The following is a 20,860-nucleotide window of genomic DNA, read 5'->3' as shown; positions in this document are numbered from 1 at the left end:
GCCCAGCCAGTGCGATCACCCGCCGTTCGGGTCCCTCGGTTGTCGCACGGGACGTCACGCGACATGAGTCTCAGTGCCCGGACAGAAGCCGGGCCGGCCCGCGGGGGAGCCGGGATGCCTCATCTCCTTCGCAGGCGGTGGGACAGGAGCCCGCGGGCGGAGCGGGACGTCGTTCTTGAGCAGTGCCGGGCGCACGGTGGCGAGGCTCGCTCCTTCCCGGTCCGCGATGTCCTGGAGCGACATGTGGTCGTGCTCGTACCAGATGCGCCATTTTCCGATGCGGGTGGCCGTGTGCTGGGTGCGACGGAGCCAGGGCGGGCTCCAGGCGACCGGGGGCCGGGACAGCAGGTAGATGACGTGCGCCGTGGTGGTATTCAGAGCCTGCGCGACGTGCGCGATGGAGAAGTTGCCGACGGGTACGGCCTGGTGGAGCCGGGCAACGGTGATGCTGTCCAGGTCAGATCCCGGCAATGGGAGACGCCGCAGGCTGGCGGCCTTGAGTCGTGAGGCCCAGGTCGTTGCCAGGAGGTCTGCCGATGACGGGTCGCTGGGATGGGTGCCGGTCGGCCCGTCGTCGGGGCCAAGGGAGTCCGGGGGGCCGTACCGTCCGGGACGGGTGCGTCCGCTGCCCGGGGTGTCGGGCACCGAGCATGGGACATCGGAACCGGCAGCGTCACCAACCGGCCCGATCCGCACACCTAGTCCGGTGTCTCCGCTTGCTGCTCCTCCCCAGCCGGCAGGCCCGCCGGACGGCGGCCCGGCGGCTGCTGGGGCTCGGGACGCACGGGCACGGGGGGCATCGGCTGGTCCACCGGAGCGTCGGTCGTCACGGTCACCTGTTCCCCGTGATGCAGCACGACCAACGGTTCACCTTCCACCAGCTGGTAACGCGTATGGGACGGGCCGATGTCCACCTTCAGCCGGCGTCCGCGTCCCAGCACCGTGAACGCCACCTTTGACAGCGCTTCCGGCAGGCGCGGTGCGAACGCCAGCAGGTCCGGCTTTCCCCCCTCGCCGATGTACCGGCGCATGCCGCCGAAACCCTCGACCAGGGCGATCCAGGTCCCGGCGAGGGAGGCGATGTGCAGCCCGTCACGGGTGTTGTGCTCCAGATCGTCCAGGTCCATCAGCGCCGCCTCTCCGAGGTAGGCGTAAGCCAGCCGCAGGTGCCCGGTCTCGGCGGCGAGCACCGCCTGGCAGCACGCCGACAGGGAGGAGTCGCGGACGGTGAGCGCGTCGTAGTAGGCGAAATTGCGCGCCTTCTCCTCGTCGGAGAAGATGTGCGGGCACTCCAACATCGCCAGCACCAGATCGGCCTGCTTCACCACCTGCTTGCGATACAGGTCGAAGTAGGGATAGTGCAGCAGCAGTGGGTAGTTCTCGGGCGGGGTCGCCTCGAAGTCCCAGTGCTGGAAACTCGTGAACCCGGCCGACTGTTCGTGCACGCCGAGAGACTCGTTGTACGGCACCGCCATGCGAGCCGCGGCGTCCCGCCATACGGCGGTCTCCTCGTCGTCGACACCGAGTTCTGCGGACCGGTCCGGATGACGCGTGGCCACTTCCGCCGCGGCGAGCAGGTTCTGCCGGGCCAGCAGGTTGGTGTACAGGTTGTCGCGGGCGACGGCGCTGTACTCGTCGGGTCCGGTGACCCCGTCGATGTGGAAGACGCCTTCCGCGTCGTGGTGGCCGAGGGAGCGCCACAGCCGAGCGGTGTCCACGAGGAGGTCGAGCCCCTCGCGGCGCTCGAAGTCCTCGTCCCCGGTCACCATGACGTACCGGACGACGGCCGTGGCGATGTCGGCGTTGATGTGGAAGGCGGCCGTGCCGGCCGGCCAGTAGGCGGAACTCTCGGCACCGTCGATGGTCCGCCAGGGGAACGCCGCTCCCGCCAGGCCCAGCTGGCCCGCCCGTTCCCTGGCCGCCGGTAGCATCCCGTGCCGCCATCTCAGTGCCGAAGCGACGGCCTGCGGCGCGGTGAACGTCAGGACCGGCAGCACGTAGGACTCGGTGTCCCAGAAGGAGTGCCCGTCGTAACCGGTTCCGGTCAGGCCTTTCGCGGGAATGGCCCGGTTCTCGCCGCGGGCCGCGGCCTGGAGCACGTGGAAGAGAGCAAACCGCACGGCCTGCTGGATCTGCGCGTCGCCCTCGACCTCGACGTCCGCGCCGGCCCAGAAGCGGTCCAGGTACGCCCGTTGGGCGGCGACCAGCCCGTCCCAGCCCGTGCTGACCGCACCCGCCACGGCTCCGTCCACCTGATCGTGCACAGCCGGCAGCGAGCGCTCACCCGACCAGCCGTATGCCACGAACTTGACCAGCCGCAGCGGCTGCCCGGGCACCAGGTCCGCGGTCACCGTCAGACGGCTGACATCGGGCTCGCTCTGCGCCGTCCAGCGCGTGCTCTCGGGACCCTCGACGAGATGGTCGGCCGCCGCTGCCACCCGCAGTCCGCTGCGGGCGGTGCAATGCACGAGCCGCAGGCGGGTGTCCTGGGCGAAGTGCTCCTCGGCATTCAGGGGGGACTCGATCGCCGCAGCCACGCGCGGGTCGCCCTCGAGGCGCGGCAGTTGTTCGTTGGCCACCAGCTCGGACTGCACGGCCACCGTGGTCGGTCCGTCAATCGGCTCGACCTCGTACACGACCGCGGCCACCGCGCGTTGGGTGAAGGACACGAGCCGCTGTGAGGTGATCCGGACCGTGCGGCCGCCGGGCGATGTCCACCGCACCGAGCGGCTGAGAACACCGGACTGGAAGTCGAGGACCCGCTCGTGCGCCAGCAGATGACCGTAGCGCAGATCGCACGGGTGGTCGTCGACCAGCAGCCGGATGACCTTGCCGTTGGTGATATTGATCATCGTCTGGCCGGACTCGGGATATCCGTAGCCCGCTTCCGCATAGGGCAGCGGATGCTGCTCGTAGACGCCGTTGAGGTAGGCGCCGGGCAGCCCGTGGGGCTCTCCCTCGTCGAGATTGCCGCGCCACCCGATGTGCCCGTTGGACAGCGCGAACACCGATTCGCTCTGGGCGAGCACGTCCAGGTTCAGCTCGGTCTCACGCAGGCACCACGGCTCGACCGTGAAGCTGGGATGGCTGATCATCGCGACTCCAGAAGGTCAGCCAGGTCACGGACCACAAGGTCCGCCCCGTGCGCCCGCAGCTGATCCGCCTGACCCACCCTGTCGACGCCCACGACCACGCCGAACCGTCCCGCTCGCCCGGCCTCGACGCCGGCCAGGGCGTCTTCGAACACCGCGGCCTCGTCCGGATCCGTTCCGAGCCTGCGGGCCGCCTCCAGGTAGGTGTCCGGGGCGGGCTTGCCGCGCAGATGGCGCTCGCGCGCCACCACTCCGTCGATCCGTTCCTCGAACAGGTCCTCGATGCCGGCCGCTACCAGGACGTCCCGGCAGTTGGCGCTGGACGACACCACCGCGCGGCGCAGGCCGGCCTCCCGCGCCGCGTGAACGAAGCGGACCGAGCCCTCGTAGGGTTCCACCCCGTCCTCGCGGATCCGCCGCATCACCAGGTCGTTCTTGCGGTTGCCCAGTCCGTTCACCGTCTCCGCCTCCGCCGGGTCGTCCGGCGCTCCCTCGGGCAGGTGCACGCCACGTGCGGCCAGGAACGTGCGCACGCCGTCCTCACGGGGCCGCCCGTCCACATACTCGTCGTAGTCGTCCACCGCGTCGAAGGGCACGAACTCGGTCCCCTCACGTGTCGCCCGCTCACGGAGATAGCCGTCGAACATCTCCTTCCAGGCGACCGCGTGCACCTTCGCAGTCTGGGTGAGTACACCGTCGAGGTCGAACAGACAGGCACGGACATGAGCAGGAAGCCCCAGCATGTCGCCGAGGCTAGGAGGCGTCCGCGACCGTTCGCATCAAGCCACCGAGCGGCACGCCGGAAGGCACCCGCTCGGTCGAGGGCCGAATGACAGCAGGGACGGGCACGGGCCAAAAGACGCTGCCACGGCACATCCGGGTCCAGAAGGGGCCCCTGGCCGACGGTGAGCCGGCCAGGGCCCCGTGAGGAGTGGTCCCACAGCCCGTTCGACACGATCCATGGCGAAGGCCCAGCGCCGAGCAGCCTCCGCACGTCGCGGACGACGTCCTCGGCCCTCTCGCCGGCGAGGCGGGCGCCCAGGGCAGCCGACGCGGCAGCGCCGCGTAGGAGGCACGGTGCCCGCGCAAGGCCATGGACCGGCGTGAGACTGTGGTGCTATGGACTAGGCCCCTCGAGGGGATCCGCACCATGGCGACAGAGGGTACGGCGTACGAATACCTCGCTGAGCCGTTCGACATCACCCGTGCGGCTGTGGTCGGCATTGACGCGCACGGTCTGATCGAGCGATGGAGCAAGGGCGCGCAGGCGCTGCTCGGCTACCGGGCATGCGAGGTTCTGGGGCGGTCTGCCGCCTCGCTGCTGGCCGGCGGAGCAGACCTCGCGTCCGCTGTGTCCGAGCCGTGGCGTGCGGGCAGCAGCTGGGAAGGCCTGGTCGCCGCCAGGCATCGCGCCGGCCACCGAGTTGAGCTGGCATTGCGCACGTGCCCGCTGCAGGACGCTGGTGAGGGTCGAAGCTGGCTTGCGGTGGTCAGCGAGGTGAGCTCGCTGCGCAGGTGGGAACTGCACCAGGCAGTGCTGCACGGCCTGCTCGGCCAGTCGCCCATAGGGATAGCGGTGGTGGACACCGAGCTGCGGTACCAGTTGGTCAACCGCGTGCTGGAACGCATGGACGGCGTGGCCGCCCAGCAGCGCGTCGGCCGCAAAGTGGGGCAGGCCGTGCCCGGAGCGGCCGAATCCACCCTCGAGTGGCAGGCCAGGCAGGCACTGGACGGCGGGCAGACGCTGCTGACGTTCCAGCATGCCGTGCCTGAACCGGGCGAGCTCCTGCGAGGGGACCGTGAGCGCGTCAGGCTCTGCGCGTCCTTCCGGTTGCAGGACCGCACCAGCCGCGTCCTGGGCGTGTGCCACACCGCGGTGGACGTCACCGACCAAGACCGCGCCCGGCGGCGACTCGCCCTGGTGAACGAGGCGAGCAGCCGTATCGGCACCACCCTGGACCTGGACCGGACCGTGCGCGAGCTGGCCGAGATCGTGGTGCCCCAAGTCGCCGACTTCGTCGCGGTCGACCTGTTGGAAACGGTTTTGGCGGCCCGTGAACTCGCGCCCGTCGCGGTGGACGGCGCGACCGTGTTGCGACGCGCAGCGCACCTCTCGATCCAGGAAGATCAGCCCGAGGTCGTGGTCACGGCCGGTGACCCCACCCGCTACCCGCCCGCCTCCCCGCAGAGCCTGTGCCTGGACACCGGTCGCTCGATCCGCGACCCGGTCATCGACGAGTCGACGACGTGGCTGGCACAGGACCCGCTGCGCACGGCAAAGCTGCGCGTTCTGGGTGTGCATTCCCACCTGGTCGTCCCCCTCCAGGCCCGAGGTGTGACCATGGGCGTGGCCACGTTGCTGCGCTGGAAGTCTCCGGAGCCCTTCGACGACGACGACCAGCTTCTCGTCGAAGAACTGGCAGCCCGCGCGGCCGTCTGCATCGAGAACGCCAGACGTTTCACTCGCGAGCACAACACCGCACTGGCCCTCCAGCACAGCCTGCTCCCCCACGGCCTGCCCGAGCAGAGCGCGGTGGAGGCGGCCTACCGCTACATTCCCGCCGACACCGAAGCCGGGGTCGGCGGGGACTGGTTCGACGTCATCCCGCTGTCGGGTGCACGGGTCGCCCTGGTCGTCGGGGACGTCGTCGGACACGGTATCCACGCCGCGGCCACCATGGGCCGGCTGCGCACCGCCGTGCAGACACTCGCCGACCTCGACCTGTCCCCCGACGAACTCCTGGCGCGCCTCGACGACCTGGTGATCCGACTCGCAGACGAAGCCGATGCCGCCAACGACACCCAGGTCATCGGCGGGACCTGCGTGTATGCCGTCTACGACCCCATCTCGCGCAAGCTCACCGTGGCACGGGCCGGACATCCCAGCCCCGCCATAGCTCACCTGAGTGAACCGGTGGAATTCCCCGACATACCCGCCGGGCCACCGCTCGGACTGGGCGGCCTGCCCTTCGAATGCGCCGAGATCGACGTCGAGGAAGGAAGCGTGATCGCCTTCTACACCGACGGCCTCATCGAAGCCTCCGACCGCGATGTGGACGTCGGCTTCGAACGGCTCTGCTTCGCGCTGGCCCACCCCGACCGCCCACTCGACGAAATCTGCAACACCATGGTGCGGATGCTGCTGCCCGAGCACCCACGCGACGACGTCGCCTTCCTCGTCGCCCGAACCCGCGCTCTCAGCACCGACGACGTCGCCTCCTGGGACGTACCCGCCGTCCCCTCAGCCGTCCACACCATCCGACAGATGGCCAACCGGCAACTGGCCGCCTGGAACCTCGAAGACGTCGCATTCACCACCGAACTCATCGTCAGCGAACTCGTCACCAACGCGATCAGGCACGCCTCCCAGCCCATCAGCCTCCGCCTGATCCGAGAACGCACCCTCATCTGCGAGGTGTCCGACAGCAGCAACACCTCACCACACCTACGCCGCCCCCTCAGCACCGACGAAGGCGGACGCGGGCTCTTCCTCGTCGCCCACGTCGCCCAACGATGGGGAACCCGCTACACCCCCCAAGGCAAAACCATCTGGGCAGAACAACCACTGCCCCCAGGACAAGCCCACACCTCCCCACCGCACACCCCCACCCCCACCCCCACCCCCACCCCCACCCCCACATGACAGAACGGCACCGCCCAAGAAACATGCCCACCCCACGCGCGTATCCGAAAGAAACCGACCGATAACGCCGTCGAGCGGTAGACGGACCGTGCTAAGGCCTCAGGGGCGCCCGCTGCTGGGCGAGGGCGATCTGCCAGGCGAGGTGACCTACCCGGCCGGTGCCGGAACGGGCCTCGGAAAAACTCGGAAACCGGGACGGGCGGTCGCCCGGGCGGCACGGAGCACGACCCTGCCGGCGGAGATCGGGCAACAGCCGTTACGGCACCTTCGCGCAGCACCCTGCTGTGCGATGCCCTCGCGGCGCCCCGCCGCGGCCGGGGTGCTGGACCCGTCCGATGCGAAAACCGGGCTGCGGGCAAAAGCCGAGCGCGGTCAGGACGCCTGGGACACCGCCTGACAGCCGGGGCACAAGCCCCAGAAGGTCACGGCGGCCTCCTGGGTGAAATACCCCTCGGGCAGTTGCGGCTCCATGCACGGAGCCGCACCCACCGCGCACTCGACATCACGGATCTCGCCACAACGGCAGCAGACGAAATGGTGATGATTGTCGCGACGCTCGGTCTCATAGCGGGCCGGATGACCGGCAATCTGCGTACACCGCACCAGACCGGCATCGGTGAGCGCGCTCAAGACGTTGTAGGTCGCCTGCAAGGAAAGGCGCCCCGTCACCTGTTGAGCCCGCTCACGCACAGTGTCGGCGTCGAGATGGCCCTGCGACTCGGACACCACCATCAGCACGGCCATGCGCTGGGCCGTCACCCGTAGACCGGCCCCACGCAACTGTCCCACCGCCTGCGCCATGGGCTCCGCGCCAGTCGTCGCGGGCGTCATGCCGCCTCACTCCTTCTGTCGCCCTCCAGGGCCTCAACGCCATGGATCTCCAGCCCCTCCAGGCCGTCATGCCCCATCCCCGAGGGGTTCATTTGCTCCAGGCCAGAGGGGTCCGCGCCAGTGGACAGCTCGAACCACACGTTCTTCCCCACCGGTGCCCGCTCATGGCCCCACCGTGTGGCCAGCATGTCCACGAGCGCCAGTCCTCGGCCTCCCTCATCCTCCAGGCCGGCTTCCGTCAGCCGAGGAGGCTGCGAAGAACCGTCACCGACCAGACAGCGCATGTCCGACACCCACTCCAGGGTCAGGCACAGCGGGCCGGCACCATGCAGCAGCGCGTTACCCACCAGCTCACTGACCAGCAACTCGGCGGTCGCCACGAGCTCTCCAAGACCCCACCGAGGCAGTACGTCACGTATCGCTCTGCGCGCCACGCCGCACGCGGCCAGCGACCACGGCAGAGCCCACGGCCCGCCCACGAACGACTCCACACACATCCCAGCGGCGGACACGGGCAGGCCAGGGCCAAGAGCGGCCACATCGGCGACTGCTCCCCAGCGGTGGGACTCTTCAGCGACTGTGCGTTCCATGACGGCCTTCGGGAGACGGATGCAAACTCTCATCCCAAACTACGGCCAAACTGGAATCAGTCAAGTCTAGATAAAGTATCAAATTGAACGACTAACTCGACATTACCGGAGATATCGCCCTGAGGCGCCCCGAAGTTCTCCAGGCATGCGTCGAGCGCCCACGGCGACCACCGGCGTCAGCAACTCATCAACGGGACGCGTGGGCCGCCACCACCGGAATCCAGCGCTCCGACCCTTGGTCGACCAGGCGCGTGGCGCAGCGCGCCATCTCGCTGACGCCTGAGCGGCTCGGCTATCCCGGCTCGGCGCGGGTCCGGCGCGAGCGCTGCGTCAGCGAATGGATACCCGAGCCGCTGCCCGACCGTACGGAGTGGATCAGCGGGCCGGCGGGCGGCGGCGGGTTCGAGCCAGTCGACCCCGCCGACCGGGTCACCCTGGACGAGTCGGTGAACATGACCTTCCTCGTCGTACTGGAGTCGATGACGCCAGCCGAACGCGTGGCGTTCATCCTCCATGGCGTCTTCCGGTACCCCTTCGCCGAGGTCGCCAGAATCGTCGGCCAGGCCGGTCTGGTGCGGCATTTCAAAGAGGCGTGGGAAGCCAGGGACATCGAGGCCCTCGTCGATCTCCTCGACCCCGACGCCACGGTGATCGCCGACGGCGGCGGACTGGTCGGCACCGTCCTCCGCCCGGTCGGGGGCAGCGAGCACATCGCCCAGTACCTGATCCACATCGCCGACAAAGCCCCTGGGCTGACACTCCTGGAGCGGACGATCAACGGCCAGCCCGGCCTCGTCGCCCAGCACGCCGGCGTCACCGTGACCGTGGCGGCGTTCAGCCTCACCGGCGGCCGCATCACGCGCATCTGAACTCCGAACGTGGACGAAGAACGAACAGAGCTGACCCCGCGCCATGAATCTGATCACGCGGTACGCGCCAGCAAGGCACCAGAAGGACGCCCAGCGGCTGCTCATGGCCATGAAGGGCGACAGCCAGAGCGACGCCGGAGTTCGGCCTCGGTGCCGGTAACGACGCGACCGGGTGTTGGCCTCAAGCGCCGCTGGTGCGTGGCCAGCCGTCCACCCAAAAGTCTTCCGCTCCCGGGAAGCCGCCCCGCCTGACCTCGACCAGGAGATCCGGAAGAGCGAGGGGAAGACCCTGAAACCCTCGACCGGGAATTTAGGCCCTTTTCCCGAGCTCACGCTGGGTGCCGTCCGAGTCCTGTTGGCTCCCCTTCGTAAACGAAGGGGATTCCTGACTCAGGCTGCCCGGCGGAACTGCGTTCCGCCTGGTCTTGTGCCCTCAGCGTCAGCCGGGTCCAGGCCTGCCCGGACGAGCATCACGCGCGCGGAGTTCTTGTCCCGGGGGGACGAGGCTCCGCAGGCGGTGCAGGTGTAGGTGCGTTCACCCAGCGGCAGGGCGTGCTTGGCTCTCGCTCCGCACTGCGCGCAGTCCATCGTGGTGTTCGCCGGATGTACCAGGTGCACGATCCGGCCGTGCTTGCGGGCCATCTCGAGCAAGGCTTGCTTGGTGGCGCCGATGGCGGCGTCCGCGGCCTTACGGGCCATGCTGCTCTTGGCGAGGAACTTCGGCTTGAAGTCCTCCACCGCGAGGACATCATGATCCCGCACAGCCTTCTTCGCCCACTTCCTTCCCGTGTCCTGGCGTTGGCGGGCGGCCTTCTCATACGCCTTGGCCCGCTGCTTCTTCGCTTGCCGGTAGCCGCGGGAGGCGGCCTGGCCCTTCTTCGGATTGCGGCGGGCCATCATCCGGTCGTAGCGGGAGATCTTCTCCCGTGCCGCACGGCCGTGGTGGGGGTGGGCCAGATCGTGGGCGTCGGAGGTGGTGGTGGCCAGCTCGCACACGCCCCAGTCGATCCCCAGGGCCCGGCCCGTGTCCGGCAGAGGTTCGAGCGAGGCAGGGACGACGAAGCACGCATACCAGTGACCCAGCACGTCACGGTGGATCCGGACCGAGGTCGGGGCTGCGGGCAGGGGACGCGACCAGACCACACCCAGCGTGATGCCGCCAGCCAGGTGCAGACGCCCATAGTCCTTCAAACGGAACCCGTTGCGGGTGTAGTTGAGACTCGGATGCTTCTCGTGCTTCTTCTTGAACCCCGGCATCCCCGCCCGCCGCAGCAGCGGCAGCCGGGCCCTGACATCCTTGATCGCCTTCGCGCGGGCGCGGCCGAAGTCACGGATGGTCTGCTGCTGCGGCACCGAGGACCCCTCGGCCAGCCACGGCATCCGCCCCCGCGCCTGGGTCAGCATCCGATCCAGCTGGGCCGGACCACAGGTCTGCTTCTCCTGCGGATGGGCGCGGTTGTACTCGTGCACAGCCTTCGACTTCCCCACACACTCGTTCCACACCCAGCGACACCGCGTCCACTCCTGCTCCGACAGTCCCTGCGCGGTGGATGACACACGCAACCGGTAGGAGAACCGAGCATTCCCGGAATCCTCACCAGATGACCCCCGTGTCGTCATATGGCCAGACTAACAAGAGAGTTGAGCCCGTCGATGCCCATTGCGGATACCCAACGGCCCCGCAATCCGCAGCGCCGCACAGACCACCCGCCCCGCCTCATGCGGGGTGTGAGGGGTGCGCTGCCCGGCTCCGCCGGGACGCGATACGGGCGCTCCGCGCCCACTGGAACAGGAGCCGCTGCGGCGCTCCGCGCCGCAGCAACGACAGTCGATTCCTCCCCCGCGTGAACACCGGGGCATCCTCGCCAGAATCAGGGTGAACACCCACCTGTATCAAGGATCGGCAAATGCAATCCATCAAGGGCTGTCCTCCGTATTGATTCACAGGAGGCAACCCTTCCTGATCAACAACTCCGCGATGCAGAGCTCCGCGTGACGGTCCGGCGTGGGGCGCCTCCGGGCGGCGCCGCACGCACACGGGTACATCCTGGTCGAACAGCGGAGCGGAGCACGCGGAATCAATTGGGCCCGCAGAAACGCTCGATGAGTCCGGTTTCGAGCCGGAGGCCGACGCGCCTGCTCATGTGCGGCTGTGTCACTGCCCTTCCCCTTTCCTCAGGGCGGCCAAGGTCCCGTAACTCTGCTGCGGCGTCCAACAGGCATTTCTGACCGGCTACCTGCGCGGCCTGGGAAGCGATGCTCGCCCTACGATGCGGCTCGTGCCCGTCGAACCGCGGAGCAAGGACACGCCCGAGGCCGTCTCCCAGTGCCCTTCTGTTCGATGCAGCTCAAACCCCCGGAGTCACGATGAACTCCACCCAAACAGCCGAAGTCACATTGAAAGGACTGGCGGTGTGCTGCGCCATCGGCAACGCGGTGCTGCATACGCTCCTCGTCCCCGATCATCTTGAGGAGATGTTCTACGTCGGCGTCCTGTTCGCCGTGGGAAGCGCCGTCATGCTCGTGGTGGCAGTGGCGCTCGTCATCCTGAAACGACACACGGCCGCGTGGCTGACCGGGGCACTGGTCAGCCTCGGCATGATTGTCGGTTTTCTGCTGTCGCGGACCGTCGGTCTGCCCGGCGGCTACTACGAAGCCGGTTGGGAGCCGCCGTACGGCCTCCTGTCCTTGCTCGTTGAGGGGCTCTTCGTCCTTACGTTCATTGCCTGGCTCGGCGAAAGGACAGCACACGGCGCCGCGCCCCATCCGTACAGGGCAGTTGACGAGCCGGTCGCGGCGGGCCGCGGCGTATCAAAGGGCCGGTGATGCTGAGCCTGATGGCAAACGATGCACGCGGGCTCGCGAGCCAGACCCACCGTGCAGGTCAGCCCGTGCTGACAGGGCCCGCCCCGCTTCCGCTGAGCCACTGCTCCCAGCTCAGGTTGAACGCGGCGTAGCCATTGTCGGCTGGGGCTTTCCCACGCGGGGATCCCGTGACGGTGACCGGATCGCCCTGTTTGACCTGGCCGTAGAACCATTTGGCGTCGGACAGCGACAGGTGGACGCAACCGTGCGAGCCTCGGGCGCTGCCGCTGCCCGGGTTGGGGTCGCCGGTGGAGTAGTGGACATAGGTGCCGGACTGGGTGAGGTGCACGTCCCACGGGAGGGTCAGGTCGTAGTAGTCGGCGCTGCCCTTGCTGCAGCTGATGCCAACGCTGCACGAGGTCATGTGGACCTTCTTCTGCTTGTCGATCACCGCCATCGTGCCGTCCCAGGTGGGGTACTGAGCACTGCCCGCGTTGATGGACAAGGTGCGCAGCAGGTTGCCGTTTTTCGTGACCTTCATGGTGTGGCCGGTGGCGGAGACATCCGCTCGGACGTCGTCACCGACGGTGAAGGTGTGGACATAGCCGTGCGTGCCGTAACGGCCGTTGCCGTTGGCAACTCCCTCCAGATTGGCGTCGATCTTCACCTTCGTGCCGGAGGGCCAGTACGTCTTGGGCCGCCAGTCGACGCGCCGGTCGCCGAACCAATGCCAGGCCCCGATGGCGGGTTGAGAGGCGGTCACCTTCATGTGCTTCTCGATCGCGGCCCGCGCTTTGGTGGCCACCGGATTGGTGAAGACCACCGAGATCGGCATGGCGACCCCGACGGTGGTGCCGGTCTGGGGCGTGATCGTCTCCAGCAGCATCGGCGGTCCCTTGGGTTTCGGCGGGGTGGTGCTCGCCTTCCCGGACGCTCCGTCCTTCCCCTCAGCGGGCCTCTTCGCCGGGCTCCCGCTGCCGCAGGCACTGGTGCCCGCCAGCACCGCGCCCATCATGAGTGCAATCCCTATGTTGATGGTGCGTTGCCTCACATCTACCCCGCTCGTCATCGTCTGGCCTCAACGTCCTCTCAGACGGCCGAGATCTGGCCGCGGTTGCTACGAACTGGCAAAAGCGCGCATCCTTCCTGCTCGGCGGTCGGAATTACTGCCTCCCACGGCTGAGCTACTGCCCGGTCGGGCCGCCACCCATACCGTCCAAGTCTCGTTCCCTGCTCCACCTGGCCCTTTGGCTTCAGCAACTCGGCGGCCTCCCGCAGGGGTCGTACATCGCCGATCTCGGCGGCGTGCATGGTCTAGAACTGACCTGGCGTCAGGACAATCGTTCGATGGAGGCGGCCTCATTGTCATGCCGCCCCAGCTTGGCTGCCGAGCATCAATCGGGGTCGAACGACCTTGCGGTTCCGGGCTTGTCTCAAACTGGGTTGATCCAAGTGACGCAAGCCGATGGCGCACAGCACTCGACCGCCTCCACTCAGTACTTGCTCGCGCGCCGACGCCGGCATCCTGCCGTTCAGCATCGAGCCATGACGCTGCGTCACCATCCGTTCGGGCGCGCCGACAGGCGTCGCCACCGTGGCAGCGGCCGCATAGCGCCCGTGCACGTTCGAGCCGTAGACACCCGCGCTCCCCAGCGGCCCAAGCCGCAGGGACTCCACCCGCTCCCAGCCGGCCACACGGGGAAGTCTGGCGAGCAGACCGTCCGCCAGCTCCTCGATGAAGGCGAGACTGCGCCGCCAGGGCCCTCTCGCAGATGGCGGTGCCTGGGGCGGGAATGCCTCAGGGTCGCCGTCGAAGGTGCGGCGCAGTTGTTCGGCTGCCTGTCGCAGTGTTTTCTCGGTCAGCGGCATCCGCACGGACGTGAACCGGCCGGTCTGCGGGACGTATACGAACGCGGTCAGGTCTTCGTGGCCGCAGAACTGGGACACGAAGGCGCAGTTGGCGGCGCTCGGATGCCGTTGCAGCTACCCGCGCGACCCAGGGAAGCGCACCGGTGTTCCACTCGCCCAGGGCGTGGGCCCCGCGGGAGGTGATCCGGCTACCCGCCCGCCCCCTCGCTCGTCCGCACCGACCTATTGGCCGAGCGGCAGGCCCCGCTCGGAGCGTAGGCGCTGTACCTGCTCGACGGGCACGCCGCCTCCGACGGGCAGCGGACGATCCCGGACGGATGCCGGCGGTGTGGGTTGCGAGTTGCGAGCGATAGAACCGCCGCCGTCATGCTCGATGAACACCGCCCCCGAAGTATTGGAGACCTCTCACCACCAGAGGTTCTTTATCGGGCTCTGGACCAGCTGATCAGACCTCTTTCCGGAGAAGAGGACCTTCCATGGCCCATCTTTACTCTTCTCGACTTCTCCAACAGCCCACCCGACGTGTCTTCCGAGTCTGTCAAGACACTTCCAGTAGATGGGCTTCCCATTCAAGAATTCTACGGTTCCGCCGGCCACCGAGGAGCATTCGATCATTTCGCGGGGATTGTTCGGGTTCTGGATTTCCAGTCCCCACGGGATCTCTACATGCGGCATCTTCTCGTATTCTCCCACTCCGGATGGGAGGTTGAGTATCGTGACCTTCCGGCTCCAGGGATTCGCCAAGCAGCCGACGTGACCGGGGTCCCAACTTCCCTTCGGCCAGCACGGGTCGAAGATATAGTTCTTCGCCGTACATCGCAGTGCCCCAGGCGATTTGCTGACCAGGCTCTCCTCCCAGCAGCGCGCAGGCCCTATATGTTCAGTGACGGCATACTCGGGGCTCAGGCTGCCTTCGGGGTCGAAAAGGGTCACGAGATGCTCGGAAGAATGATCGATCCTCGGAGGCGGGTTGTCGCGGAAGATCCCTACCACTCCGGACACTGCGCCGTCGGCAAGATCAGCCGCGATGACAGTGATGATCGCGACTACCGCAGTCGATATAAGCTGAACCCAATTCACGCGCCGCGGCCGGCCCGCCCCCGGAGTGCTCATACGGAAAGGGTGCGCAACTGGCACATGGCCGAATGTCGCGGAATCTCAACAGCCGTGCAACAGTTCGCACCATTAGGATCTGCACTTCCGGGAGACCCAAGGGACGCATCATTCCTGATGCCTTACAGCCGTTAGCCTCGAAATTTCGTGATGGTCCGTCGGTTCTTCCGGTGGGCGTTTCGGCTTGTCGGGCAGATTGCGGGCAGGGTGGTGGCCCGGCTGTCGCGTCGGATGGGCGCCGGGTTCCACGTCTCCGGTTGGTGTTGCTGGCCGTAGGGACGGGTCGTTTCCGTTGGTCAGCCGGGGTTCGGGAGAGCCACGAGTCGCTGCATCGCGCTGGTGATGACGCTGGTCCAGGGCCAGTGGTGGGCGAATCGCAGGTGCTGGCGGCGAGCGGTGGTGATCAGCTGGGAGGCGGCGGAAAAGAGGCGGAGTCGTAGGCGGCGGGGTTCCCAGAGCCGGGGCTTTCCGGTCAGGGCGAGCAGAGGCATCCAGGCCAGAAGGTCGAGTGCGAGCTGTACGATCTCCAGCCAGATCCGGTTCTGGGCCGTGTCGTGCAGGGGAAGGTTGCGCAGGCCGGTGGCGCGGGCGGCCCGGATGCGGTCCTCGGCCCGTGCCCGCTGTCGGTGCCGCAGTTCGAGTGCGGCGATCGGGACGCTGGTGGTGTTGGTGGCGAAACAGGTGAGCCGCAGGCCGTCGGCGTCGGTGAACCGCAACTGGGCGCCAGGGTGCGGCCGTTCCTTGCGGACGATCAGCCGCAGCCCCTTCGGCCAACCTGTCAGGCAGTCTCCATCGAGCTCGGCGACCCACGCGCCGTCGCGGATCTCGCCGCCTGGTTCGACAGCGGGCGTCCATGCGGAGGGTGGGACCATCAGCACAGCCTGGTGAAGCTCCTCGGTGATGGTCATCCCCACCGAGTACGACAGCCACCGGCCCCGCTTCGCGAGCCAGGCCACGAACTCGTGTGTCCCTCCGCCGGAGTCGGTACGGATCAGCGTGTTCCGCCCGCGCAGGTGCCTCTTGGGGAGCTGGGCCAGGGCGAGCTGGGTGGCGGTGATGTGGTCAGCTGCGGTGTTGCTGCCCGCGTTCCCGGGCCGCAACAGCGCGGCCACTGGCTCCCCGGTTCCACCACTGCCGTGATCGACGAACCCCATCAGCGGATGATGTCCGTACGTTCTTTTCCAGGTCGCCGCCGCGTCCTGCTTGTCGGAGTGCGCGACTACCAGAACCCCGTCCAGATCCACGATCACCTGGCCTGCTGCGTTCGGCGACGAAGTCCCGGCCAGCTTCCAAACCTGCTCGCGGATTTCGGCCCGGACCGACCGGATCGCGGTCAGAGCCCTCGGACCAGCTGCGGCAAGAGTATCGACGAGCCGGGAGACGGTCGGGTCGGAGGCCACCGGCCCGAACACGGCCGACTCAGCCCGCAGCATGCCGACGTCGGCCAGGCAATCTCCGCCCAGCGCGACCGCGAGTGCCACATCCAGCAGGATCTTGCCCGGATCGTGCACCGCCCGAGGACGCCGCCACGGCGCGAGCGCCGCCGATATTGCTCCGTCCAGGCCGGTCTTGCGGACCGTCTCGACCAGCAGCACCCCGCCGGCCTGCGAGACCACACCGCGACCGCCGCCCTCGGTACGGACACGCGGGTAGTACCCGACACGCTTCTTCACCTGAGGAGTGCTTCTTTCCATGTGACGACCTGAACCCAAGACAAGTACCACCGTTGCAGGTCAGGGGCGCTCTTCGCGTTTCTGGTCACCCATCGGACGCCCAGCCACGTGAACGCGCGGGAGCTGTCCGACGGCAGATGCTTTCCTGGGCGCGTAGGGCGGTGAGCAGGGAGAACCAGCCCACACGGCGCACCCCTTTCCCACCTCCTCGCGTGTCGCCAGCCATCGGCCACTGTCCGCCTGATTCCCGCACGACGGGGTGAACGCGCGGAGAGTGTCCGTCGGGAGCCCACGCGCCACCCCCATTACCAGTCCGAACGACTGACTGTTGCGGTCTGTCTCGCCAAGGTTCGCGGCGAATCACCGCAGGTCGGGTTGAGTGACGGCTGTGCGCGGTCGGCCCGGCGCCATCCGTACCAAAGGGCTGTCCGGACGGGATCGAAAGGAGCCGCTCATGGAAGGTGTACCGCCGGATGCCTGGAAATGGGAACTCGACCGTACGTCCGACCCGAGGCGCGAGCCCGGGCCGATCAACCTGCAGCGGTATGCGTTCGTACCGGCTTACGCCGGGATCGCCACGTTCTTCGGGCTGCCGCTGTGCCTCAATCCGGACGACCTGCGTGCCGGCCACGTCGATGTGGCAGTCGTCGGGGCGCCGGTGGACATGTCCACCGGGCACCGGGGGGCGGCCTACGGGCCACGTGCGATCAGGGCCGATGAGCGGATTCTGCCCAACACTCCGCAGATGCTGGTCAATCCCAGCACCCGCATCAAACCGTTCGAGGAGTTGACGGTAGTCGACTACGGCGATGCCGCCGTGGACCCGTTCAGCATCGACAACTCCATGGAACCGATCCGCGCTCTGGTCCGCGAGATCGCCGGAACGGGCGCGATCCCGATCGTGCTCGGCGGGGACCACTCGATCCTGTGGCCGGACGCCGCGGCTATGGCCGACGTGTACGGGGCGGGCAAGGTCGGCGTGATCCACTTCGATGCCCATCCGGACTGCTCCCACGACCTGTTCGGCCATCTCACCTCGCACGCCACACCGATCCGCCGGCTGATCGAGGACGAGCATGTCCCCGGACGCAACTTCATCCAGATCGGCCTGCGCAGCGCGATCGCGCCTGACGACGAACTGTTCGACTGGATGCGCAAGCACGGACTGCGCGCGCACTTCATGGCCGAGATCGACCGACGCGGATTCGACGTGGTCCTCCAACAGGCTATCGACGAGGCGCTGGACGGGCCGGAGCATCTTTTCGTGTCGCTGGACATCGACGTGCTGGACCCGGCCTTCGCGCCGGGCACCGGCACCCCGGAGCCTCCCGGCCTGACCAACCGCGAACTGCTGCCGGCCGTCCGACGAATCTGTCACGAGACACCCATTGTGGGCATGGACATCGTCGAGGTCGCACCCCACCTCGATCCCGGCTACACCACCACCATGAACGCTCGCCGAGCCATCTTCGAGGCGCTGACCGGGATCGCAATGCGCCGCAAGGGTCTGCCCGGTCCCGACTATCTGCACCCGGAGGTCGCCGGACCGCCGCCCGGGCAGCAGACATAGCCGTCGCCCTGAACGGCGAGCAACCCGATACGCTTCCTCAGCCTGAGGGGTGCGTCTCCCCAACCCACGTCCAGGGCCCAAGACAAGTTCATCGTCCCAGGTCAGAGACCGCCTCGCCTCTCCGGCCCTTCCCCCGAACAACTAGCCTCGTGAAAGCCCGAGGTTAACCTCGTGGGAGCCCCGCCGTCTCCGGCTCCGCCTCAATCCGGCGCCCACCCGGCGCGGATCCGGCCCAGCGTGGCTTCTTGTTCCCGTTCCGGCATGACCAGCACCCCCGCACGCGTCGCGATGGTCGCGACGAGAGAGTCAGCGGTGCGGCGCTGCCCGTGCGGGAACTCGGCCTGCTCCGGCGAGCCGAACCGGGCGGCCACGCCCGTCTTCGGAAGGTTCATGTCGGCCGTCTCGGCGCGCCAACTGGCGGGCGTGTCACGCGGGCCGATAGCCGCCCTCCCGCTGACCCGCGCGAGCCCGGCAACCCACTCGGCCCGGTCGTCCATGACGTTCCACAGGCCGGCCAGGATGCCGCTGGGTGCGAGGATCCTGGCGATCTCGGGTCCCGCGACAGCCATGTCGAACCAATGCATGGCGTTGCCGGCCAGCACGGCATCGACGGAAGCGTCCGGCAGCGGTATCGCCTCGGCGCTACCCGGCAGGGCACGGACAGCCGGCAGCGAGCGGCGCAGCTCGGCCAGCATCGCCGGGTCGGGCTCGACCGCGATGACCTCGGCACCCAGCGCGATCAGCGTGGTGGTCAGCTTGCCGGTTCCGGCGCCGAGGTCGAGTACGCGCGGGCCGGGCGCGGGCTCGAGCGCCCAGCGCACCGCGGCCTGCGCGTAGTCCGGACGGTGCTCAGCGTATGCGACCGCCGCTGCGCCGAATGACGAGGCGTGAAGTAGCCGTTCGTCCTGATCCACGCGGTTACGCTATCGGGGGTGCTGGCGGTCGGCCACCCCGCCTCACCACTTCGGCGACGGCAACCGGATAGCGCTACTGGCCTCGCGCTCACCTCAAAAGTGCCTCCGGCTGGCGCGGGAACGAGGGCCTCGACAATCATCATTCTCGCTGGTCAGAGGTACTTTTCGCTGAGCTGACCACCTGCCGGACAGCCCGCTTCATGAAAGCGCGAAGTTGACCCAATGAGACGGATCGGTCCTGGTTGCCATGTGCGGGGCCGGAGTTGAGGGTGCGGTCCGGTGTGGGGCATCACCGTGGATCGTGCCGGATCAGCTGTGGGACCGCGTCGCCGGTGCGCGGCCAGGTGGGCTCCAGCACCAACATCGCCGGCTTCCCCTTCAGCCACAGCATTACTTCCGGGATTACGGGACCAGCAACGGCCGGTCAACTGTTGTCAGGCAATCGGCAGTCCGGTGATGGCGCTGATCAGGTCGGCGGTGCGGGCAGCGGCGTCCCGCGGCTCCATGCGCTCGGTGAGCACGGATTCCAGGAGCGTGCGGAGCTGTGCCGAGACGCGGGCGTAGGGAGGTGTGGGCGGGCGCACCACGGCCTGCTCCAGCATGGTGCCCGTTGCCTGCAGAAACGGGGATCGTGCGGCGGCCGCGTCGAGGGCGGAGCGCCGGGGGGCCAGCTGCCAGGTGGTCTGGGACATCCGGGACAGCGCATCGACCGAGGTGACGGCCCGCAGCAGACGCATGGCCGACCGGGGTGCCGAGGCCTGCCGGAACACGCAGTACACCATGCCGCCGGCGAGCGTGGCGGCGCCACCGCGCGGCCCCGCGGGCATGGCGATGAACCCGAACTGATCGAGCACGTCTTCCGTGGCCAGCGACGCCGCGGCGGCCAAGGCCGGGGCGTCGTAGCTGCCTCCGATGGCCAGGCTGGCTTTCCCTTCGGCGAGTTGCCGCATCGGTCGGTGGCGCTCGTAGCTCACCGCTTCGGCGGGAACGACACCGGCGTGGAGGAGTTGCCGCAGGAAGGTCAGGCATTCGGTGGCGGCCGGAGTGTCAAGGGTGACGACACCGTCGCCGAGGACTGCAGCGCCGTTCGACGCGAGCAGCGACAAAAGACAATAGGTCGCCGTCTCGCCGGCCAGCGGCCCGCCGGGCAGGGAAAGCGGGATGGAGGCGCCACGCTCGGCCAGCGCCTGGCCGACTGCGGCCAGCTCCTGCCAGGTCCGCGGCGGCTGGTGCCCGGCGGCGGTCAGATCGGCGCGCCGGTACCAGATACCGGCGACGTCGGCCTCCGCCTGCACGGCGACGGGGCCGCCGTCGAACTTGTTCGCCGTCCGGAACGGCTCGACGAAGTCCTGCTCGTACTCATCGCGCACCCAGTCCGGGTCGAGCTCGTGCAACGGGGTGAGAAACCCGGAGGCCGCGAATTCGTGCACCCAGACGGAGTCCATGATCGCCAGGTCGGGGGCCCGGCCCTCCGCGACCGCACGCACCAGGACCTGGCGCAGCTCGGAGAGCCCGACCTGGTGGATGTTCAGGGTGAGGTCTGGCGGCGCCGCCGCCCGCACCATCGCCTCCCAGCTGCCCTCGGGGACAATGACCTGGACGTCGTGCGGGGACGTGAGCGGAGGTATCCACTCGGGGTTGACGAAGGAACCATGCCGGCGCTGGCGCAGCACGATCCCCTCCTCGGCCATCTCGGTCAGGGCACGGTTGACCGGGGTGCGGCTGATGTTGTACAGGGCGCACAGTTCCTGCTCGGTGGGCAGCCGGTCTCCGGGGCCGTACCGCCCGTCGATGATCTCCTGGATCAGCAGCGTCTTGAGCTGAACGTAGACCGGCAGCGGCTGCTTGGGGTCAATCGCCGTGCCCATCAGCGGTTCCTCGTCTTCCCATG

Annotated in this window: 16 protein-coding genes; 4 read left to right on the top strand and 12 right to left on the bottom strand. The window is 68.2% G+C overall.

Features of this window, described 5'->3' with window-relative positions:
- Window positions 1-54: 54 nt before the first annotated feature.
- The 3 genes from ACIBK0_RS44355 to ACIBK0_RS44345 all read right to left on the bottom strand — a co-directional run bounded on the left by ACIBK0_RS44355 (window position 55) and on the right by ACIBK0_RS44345 (window position 3,835).
- Window positions 55-471 (bottom strand): hypothetical protein, encoded by a 417-nt coding sequence (locus ACIBK0_RS44355; protein ID WP_399093718.1) that lies wholly within the window; start codon window positions 469-471, stop codon window positions 55-57.
- A 227-nt stretch (window positions 472-698) separates the two neighbouring features.
- On the bottom strand, window positions 699-3,095 hold the full coding sequence (locus tag ACIBK0_RS44350; RefSeq protein WP_399093715.1) for a glycoside hydrolase family 65 protein: 2,397 nt from the start codon (window positions 3,093-3,095) through the stop codon (window positions 699-701).
- A complete protein-coding gene (locus tag ACIBK0_RS44345; RefSeq protein WP_399093712.1) occupies window positions 3,092-3,835 on the bottom strand; it encodes a beta-phosphoglucomutase family hydrolase in 744 nt (247 codons plus the stop codon). Before ACIBK0_RS44345 ends, ACIBK0_RS44350 begins: the two co-directional genes overlap by 4 nt.
- Before the next feature lie 407 nt (window positions 3,836-4,242).
- On the opposite strand from ACIBK0_RS44345, the gene ACIBK0_RS44340 reads away from it, so the two are divergent.
- Window positions 4,243-6,735, top strand: a complete 2,493-nt coding sequence (locus ACIBK0_RS44340) for a SpoIIE family protein phosphatase (RefSeq protein ID WP_399093709.1) — start codon at window positions 4,243-4,245, stop codon at window positions 6,733-6,735.
- 372 nt (window positions 6,736-7,107) lie between these two features.
- Here the strand turns inward: ACIBK0_RS44340 and ACIBK0_RS44335 are convergent, their stop codons facing one another.
- Together ACIBK0_RS44335 and ACIBK0_RS44330 are read right to left on the bottom strand one after the other, a co-directional pair.
- The gene (locus tag ACIBK0_RS44335) at window positions 7,108-7,566 is read right to left on the bottom strand and encodes a Fur family transcriptional regulator (protein WP_399093706.1); all 459 of its coding nucleotides are present in this window, start codon (window positions 7,564-7,566) and stop codon (window positions 7,108-7,110) included.
- Complete coding sequence (locus ACIBK0_RS44330) at window positions 7,563-7,946, bottom strand: ATP-binding protein (RefSeq protein ID WP_399093703.1); 384 nt, start codon at window positions 7,944-7,946, stop codon at window positions 7,563-7,565. Before ACIBK0_RS44330 ends, ACIBK0_RS44335 begins: the two co-directional genes overlap by 4 nt.
- 311 nt (window positions 7,947-8,257) lie before the next feature.
- Between ACIBK0_RS44330 and ACIBK0_RS44325 the strand changes: the two genes are divergently transcribed.
- On the top strand, window positions 8,258-9,025 hold the full coding sequence (locus ACIBK0_RS44325; protein WP_399093764.1) for an RNA polymerase subunit sigma-24: 768 nt from the start codon (window positions 8,258-8,260) through the stop codon (window positions 9,023-9,025).
- Window positions 9,026-9,415: 390 nt separating this feature from the next.
- Here the strand turns inward: ACIBK0_RS44325 and ACIBK0_RS44320 are convergent, their stop codons facing one another.
- On the bottom strand, window positions 9,416-10,645 hold the full coding sequence (locus ACIBK0_RS44320) for an RNA-guided endonuclease InsQ/TnpB family protein (RefSeq protein ID WP_399093700.1): 1,230 nt from the start codon (window positions 10,643-10,645) through the stop codon (window positions 9,416-9,418).
- A 747-nt stretch (window positions 10,646-11,392) separates the two neighbouring features.
- Here ACIBK0_RS44320 and ACIBK0_RS44315 point away from each other — a divergent pair.
- The gene (locus ACIBK0_RS44315; RefSeq protein WP_399093697.1) at window positions 11,393-11,851 is read left to right on the top strand and encodes a hypothetical protein; all 459 of its coding nucleotides are present in this window, start codon (window positions 11,393-11,395) and stop codon (window positions 11,849-11,851) included.
- A gap of 58 nt (window positions 11,852-11,909) precedes the next feature.
- Here the strand turns inward: ACIBK0_RS44315 and ACIBK0_RS44310 are convergent, their stop codons facing one another.
- From ACIBK0_RS44310 to ACIBK0_RS44295, 4 genes are all read right to left on the bottom strand, one after another.
- Window positions 11,910-12,845, bottom strand: a complete 936-nt coding sequence (locus ACIBK0_RS44310; RefSeq protein ID WP_399093694.1) for an Ig-like domain-containing protein — start codon at window positions 12,843-12,845, stop codon at window positions 11,910-11,912.
- A 350-nt stretch (window positions 12,846-13,195) separates the two neighbouring features.
- On the bottom strand, window positions 13,196-13,699 hold the full coding sequence (locus ACIBK0_RS44305; RefSeq protein WP_399093691.1) for a hypothetical protein: 504 nt from the start codon (window positions 13,697-13,699) through the stop codon (window positions 13,196-13,198).
- A 405-nt stretch (window positions 13,700-14,104) separates the two neighbouring features.
- The gene (locus ACIBK0_RS44300) at window positions 14,105-14,812 is read right to left on the bottom strand and encodes a hypothetical protein (RefSeq protein WP_399093689.1); all 708 of its coding nucleotides are present in this window, start codon (window positions 14,810-14,812) and stop codon (window positions 14,105-14,107) included.
- Between the two features lie 296 nt (window positions 14,813-15,108).
- On the bottom strand, window positions 15,109-16,485 hold the full coding sequence (locus ACIBK0_RS44295; RefSeq protein WP_399093686.1) for an IS1380 family transposase: 1,377 nt from the start codon (window positions 16,483-16,485) through the stop codon (window positions 15,109-15,111).
- Between the two features lie 454 nt (window positions 16,486-16,939).
- Between ACIBK0_RS44295 and ACIBK0_RS44290 the strand changes: the two genes are divergently transcribed.
- Window positions 16,940-18,055: an agmatinase family protein gene (locus tag ACIBK0_RS44290; protein WP_399093683.1), complete on the top strand. Its 1,116-nt coding sequence runs from the start codon at window positions 16,940-16,942 to the stop codon at window positions 18,053-18,055.
- Window positions 18,056-18,255: 200 nt separating this feature from the next.
- On the opposite strand, the gene ACIBK0_RS44285 is transcribed toward ACIBK0_RS44290, so the two are convergent.
- Together ACIBK0_RS44285 and ACIBK0_RS44280 are read right to left on the bottom strand one after the other, a co-directional pair.
- Window positions 18,256-18,969: a class I SAM-dependent methyltransferase gene (locus ACIBK0_RS44285; RefSeq protein WP_399093680.1), complete on the bottom strand. Its 714-nt coding sequence runs from the start codon at window positions 18,967-18,969 to the stop codon at window positions 18,256-18,258.
- 434 nt (window positions 18,970-19,403) lie between these two features.
- Window positions 19,404-20,837, bottom strand: a complete 1,434-nt coding sequence (locus ACIBK0_RS44280) for an extracellular solute-binding protein (protein ID WP_399093677.1) — start codon at window positions 20,835-20,837, stop codon at window positions 19,404-19,406.
- Between the last annotated feature and the right edge of the window lie 23 nt (window positions 20,838-20,860).

This window comes from Streptomyces sp. NPDC050564 (assembly GCF_044457265.1).
Taxonomy (GTDB): domain Bacteria; phylum Actinomycetota; class Actinomycetes; order Streptomycetales; family Streptomycetaceae; genus Streptomyces.
The sequence above is the reverse complement of the archived record's forward strand: the minus strand, read 5'-3'. Positions and strand labels throughout refer to the sequence as shown.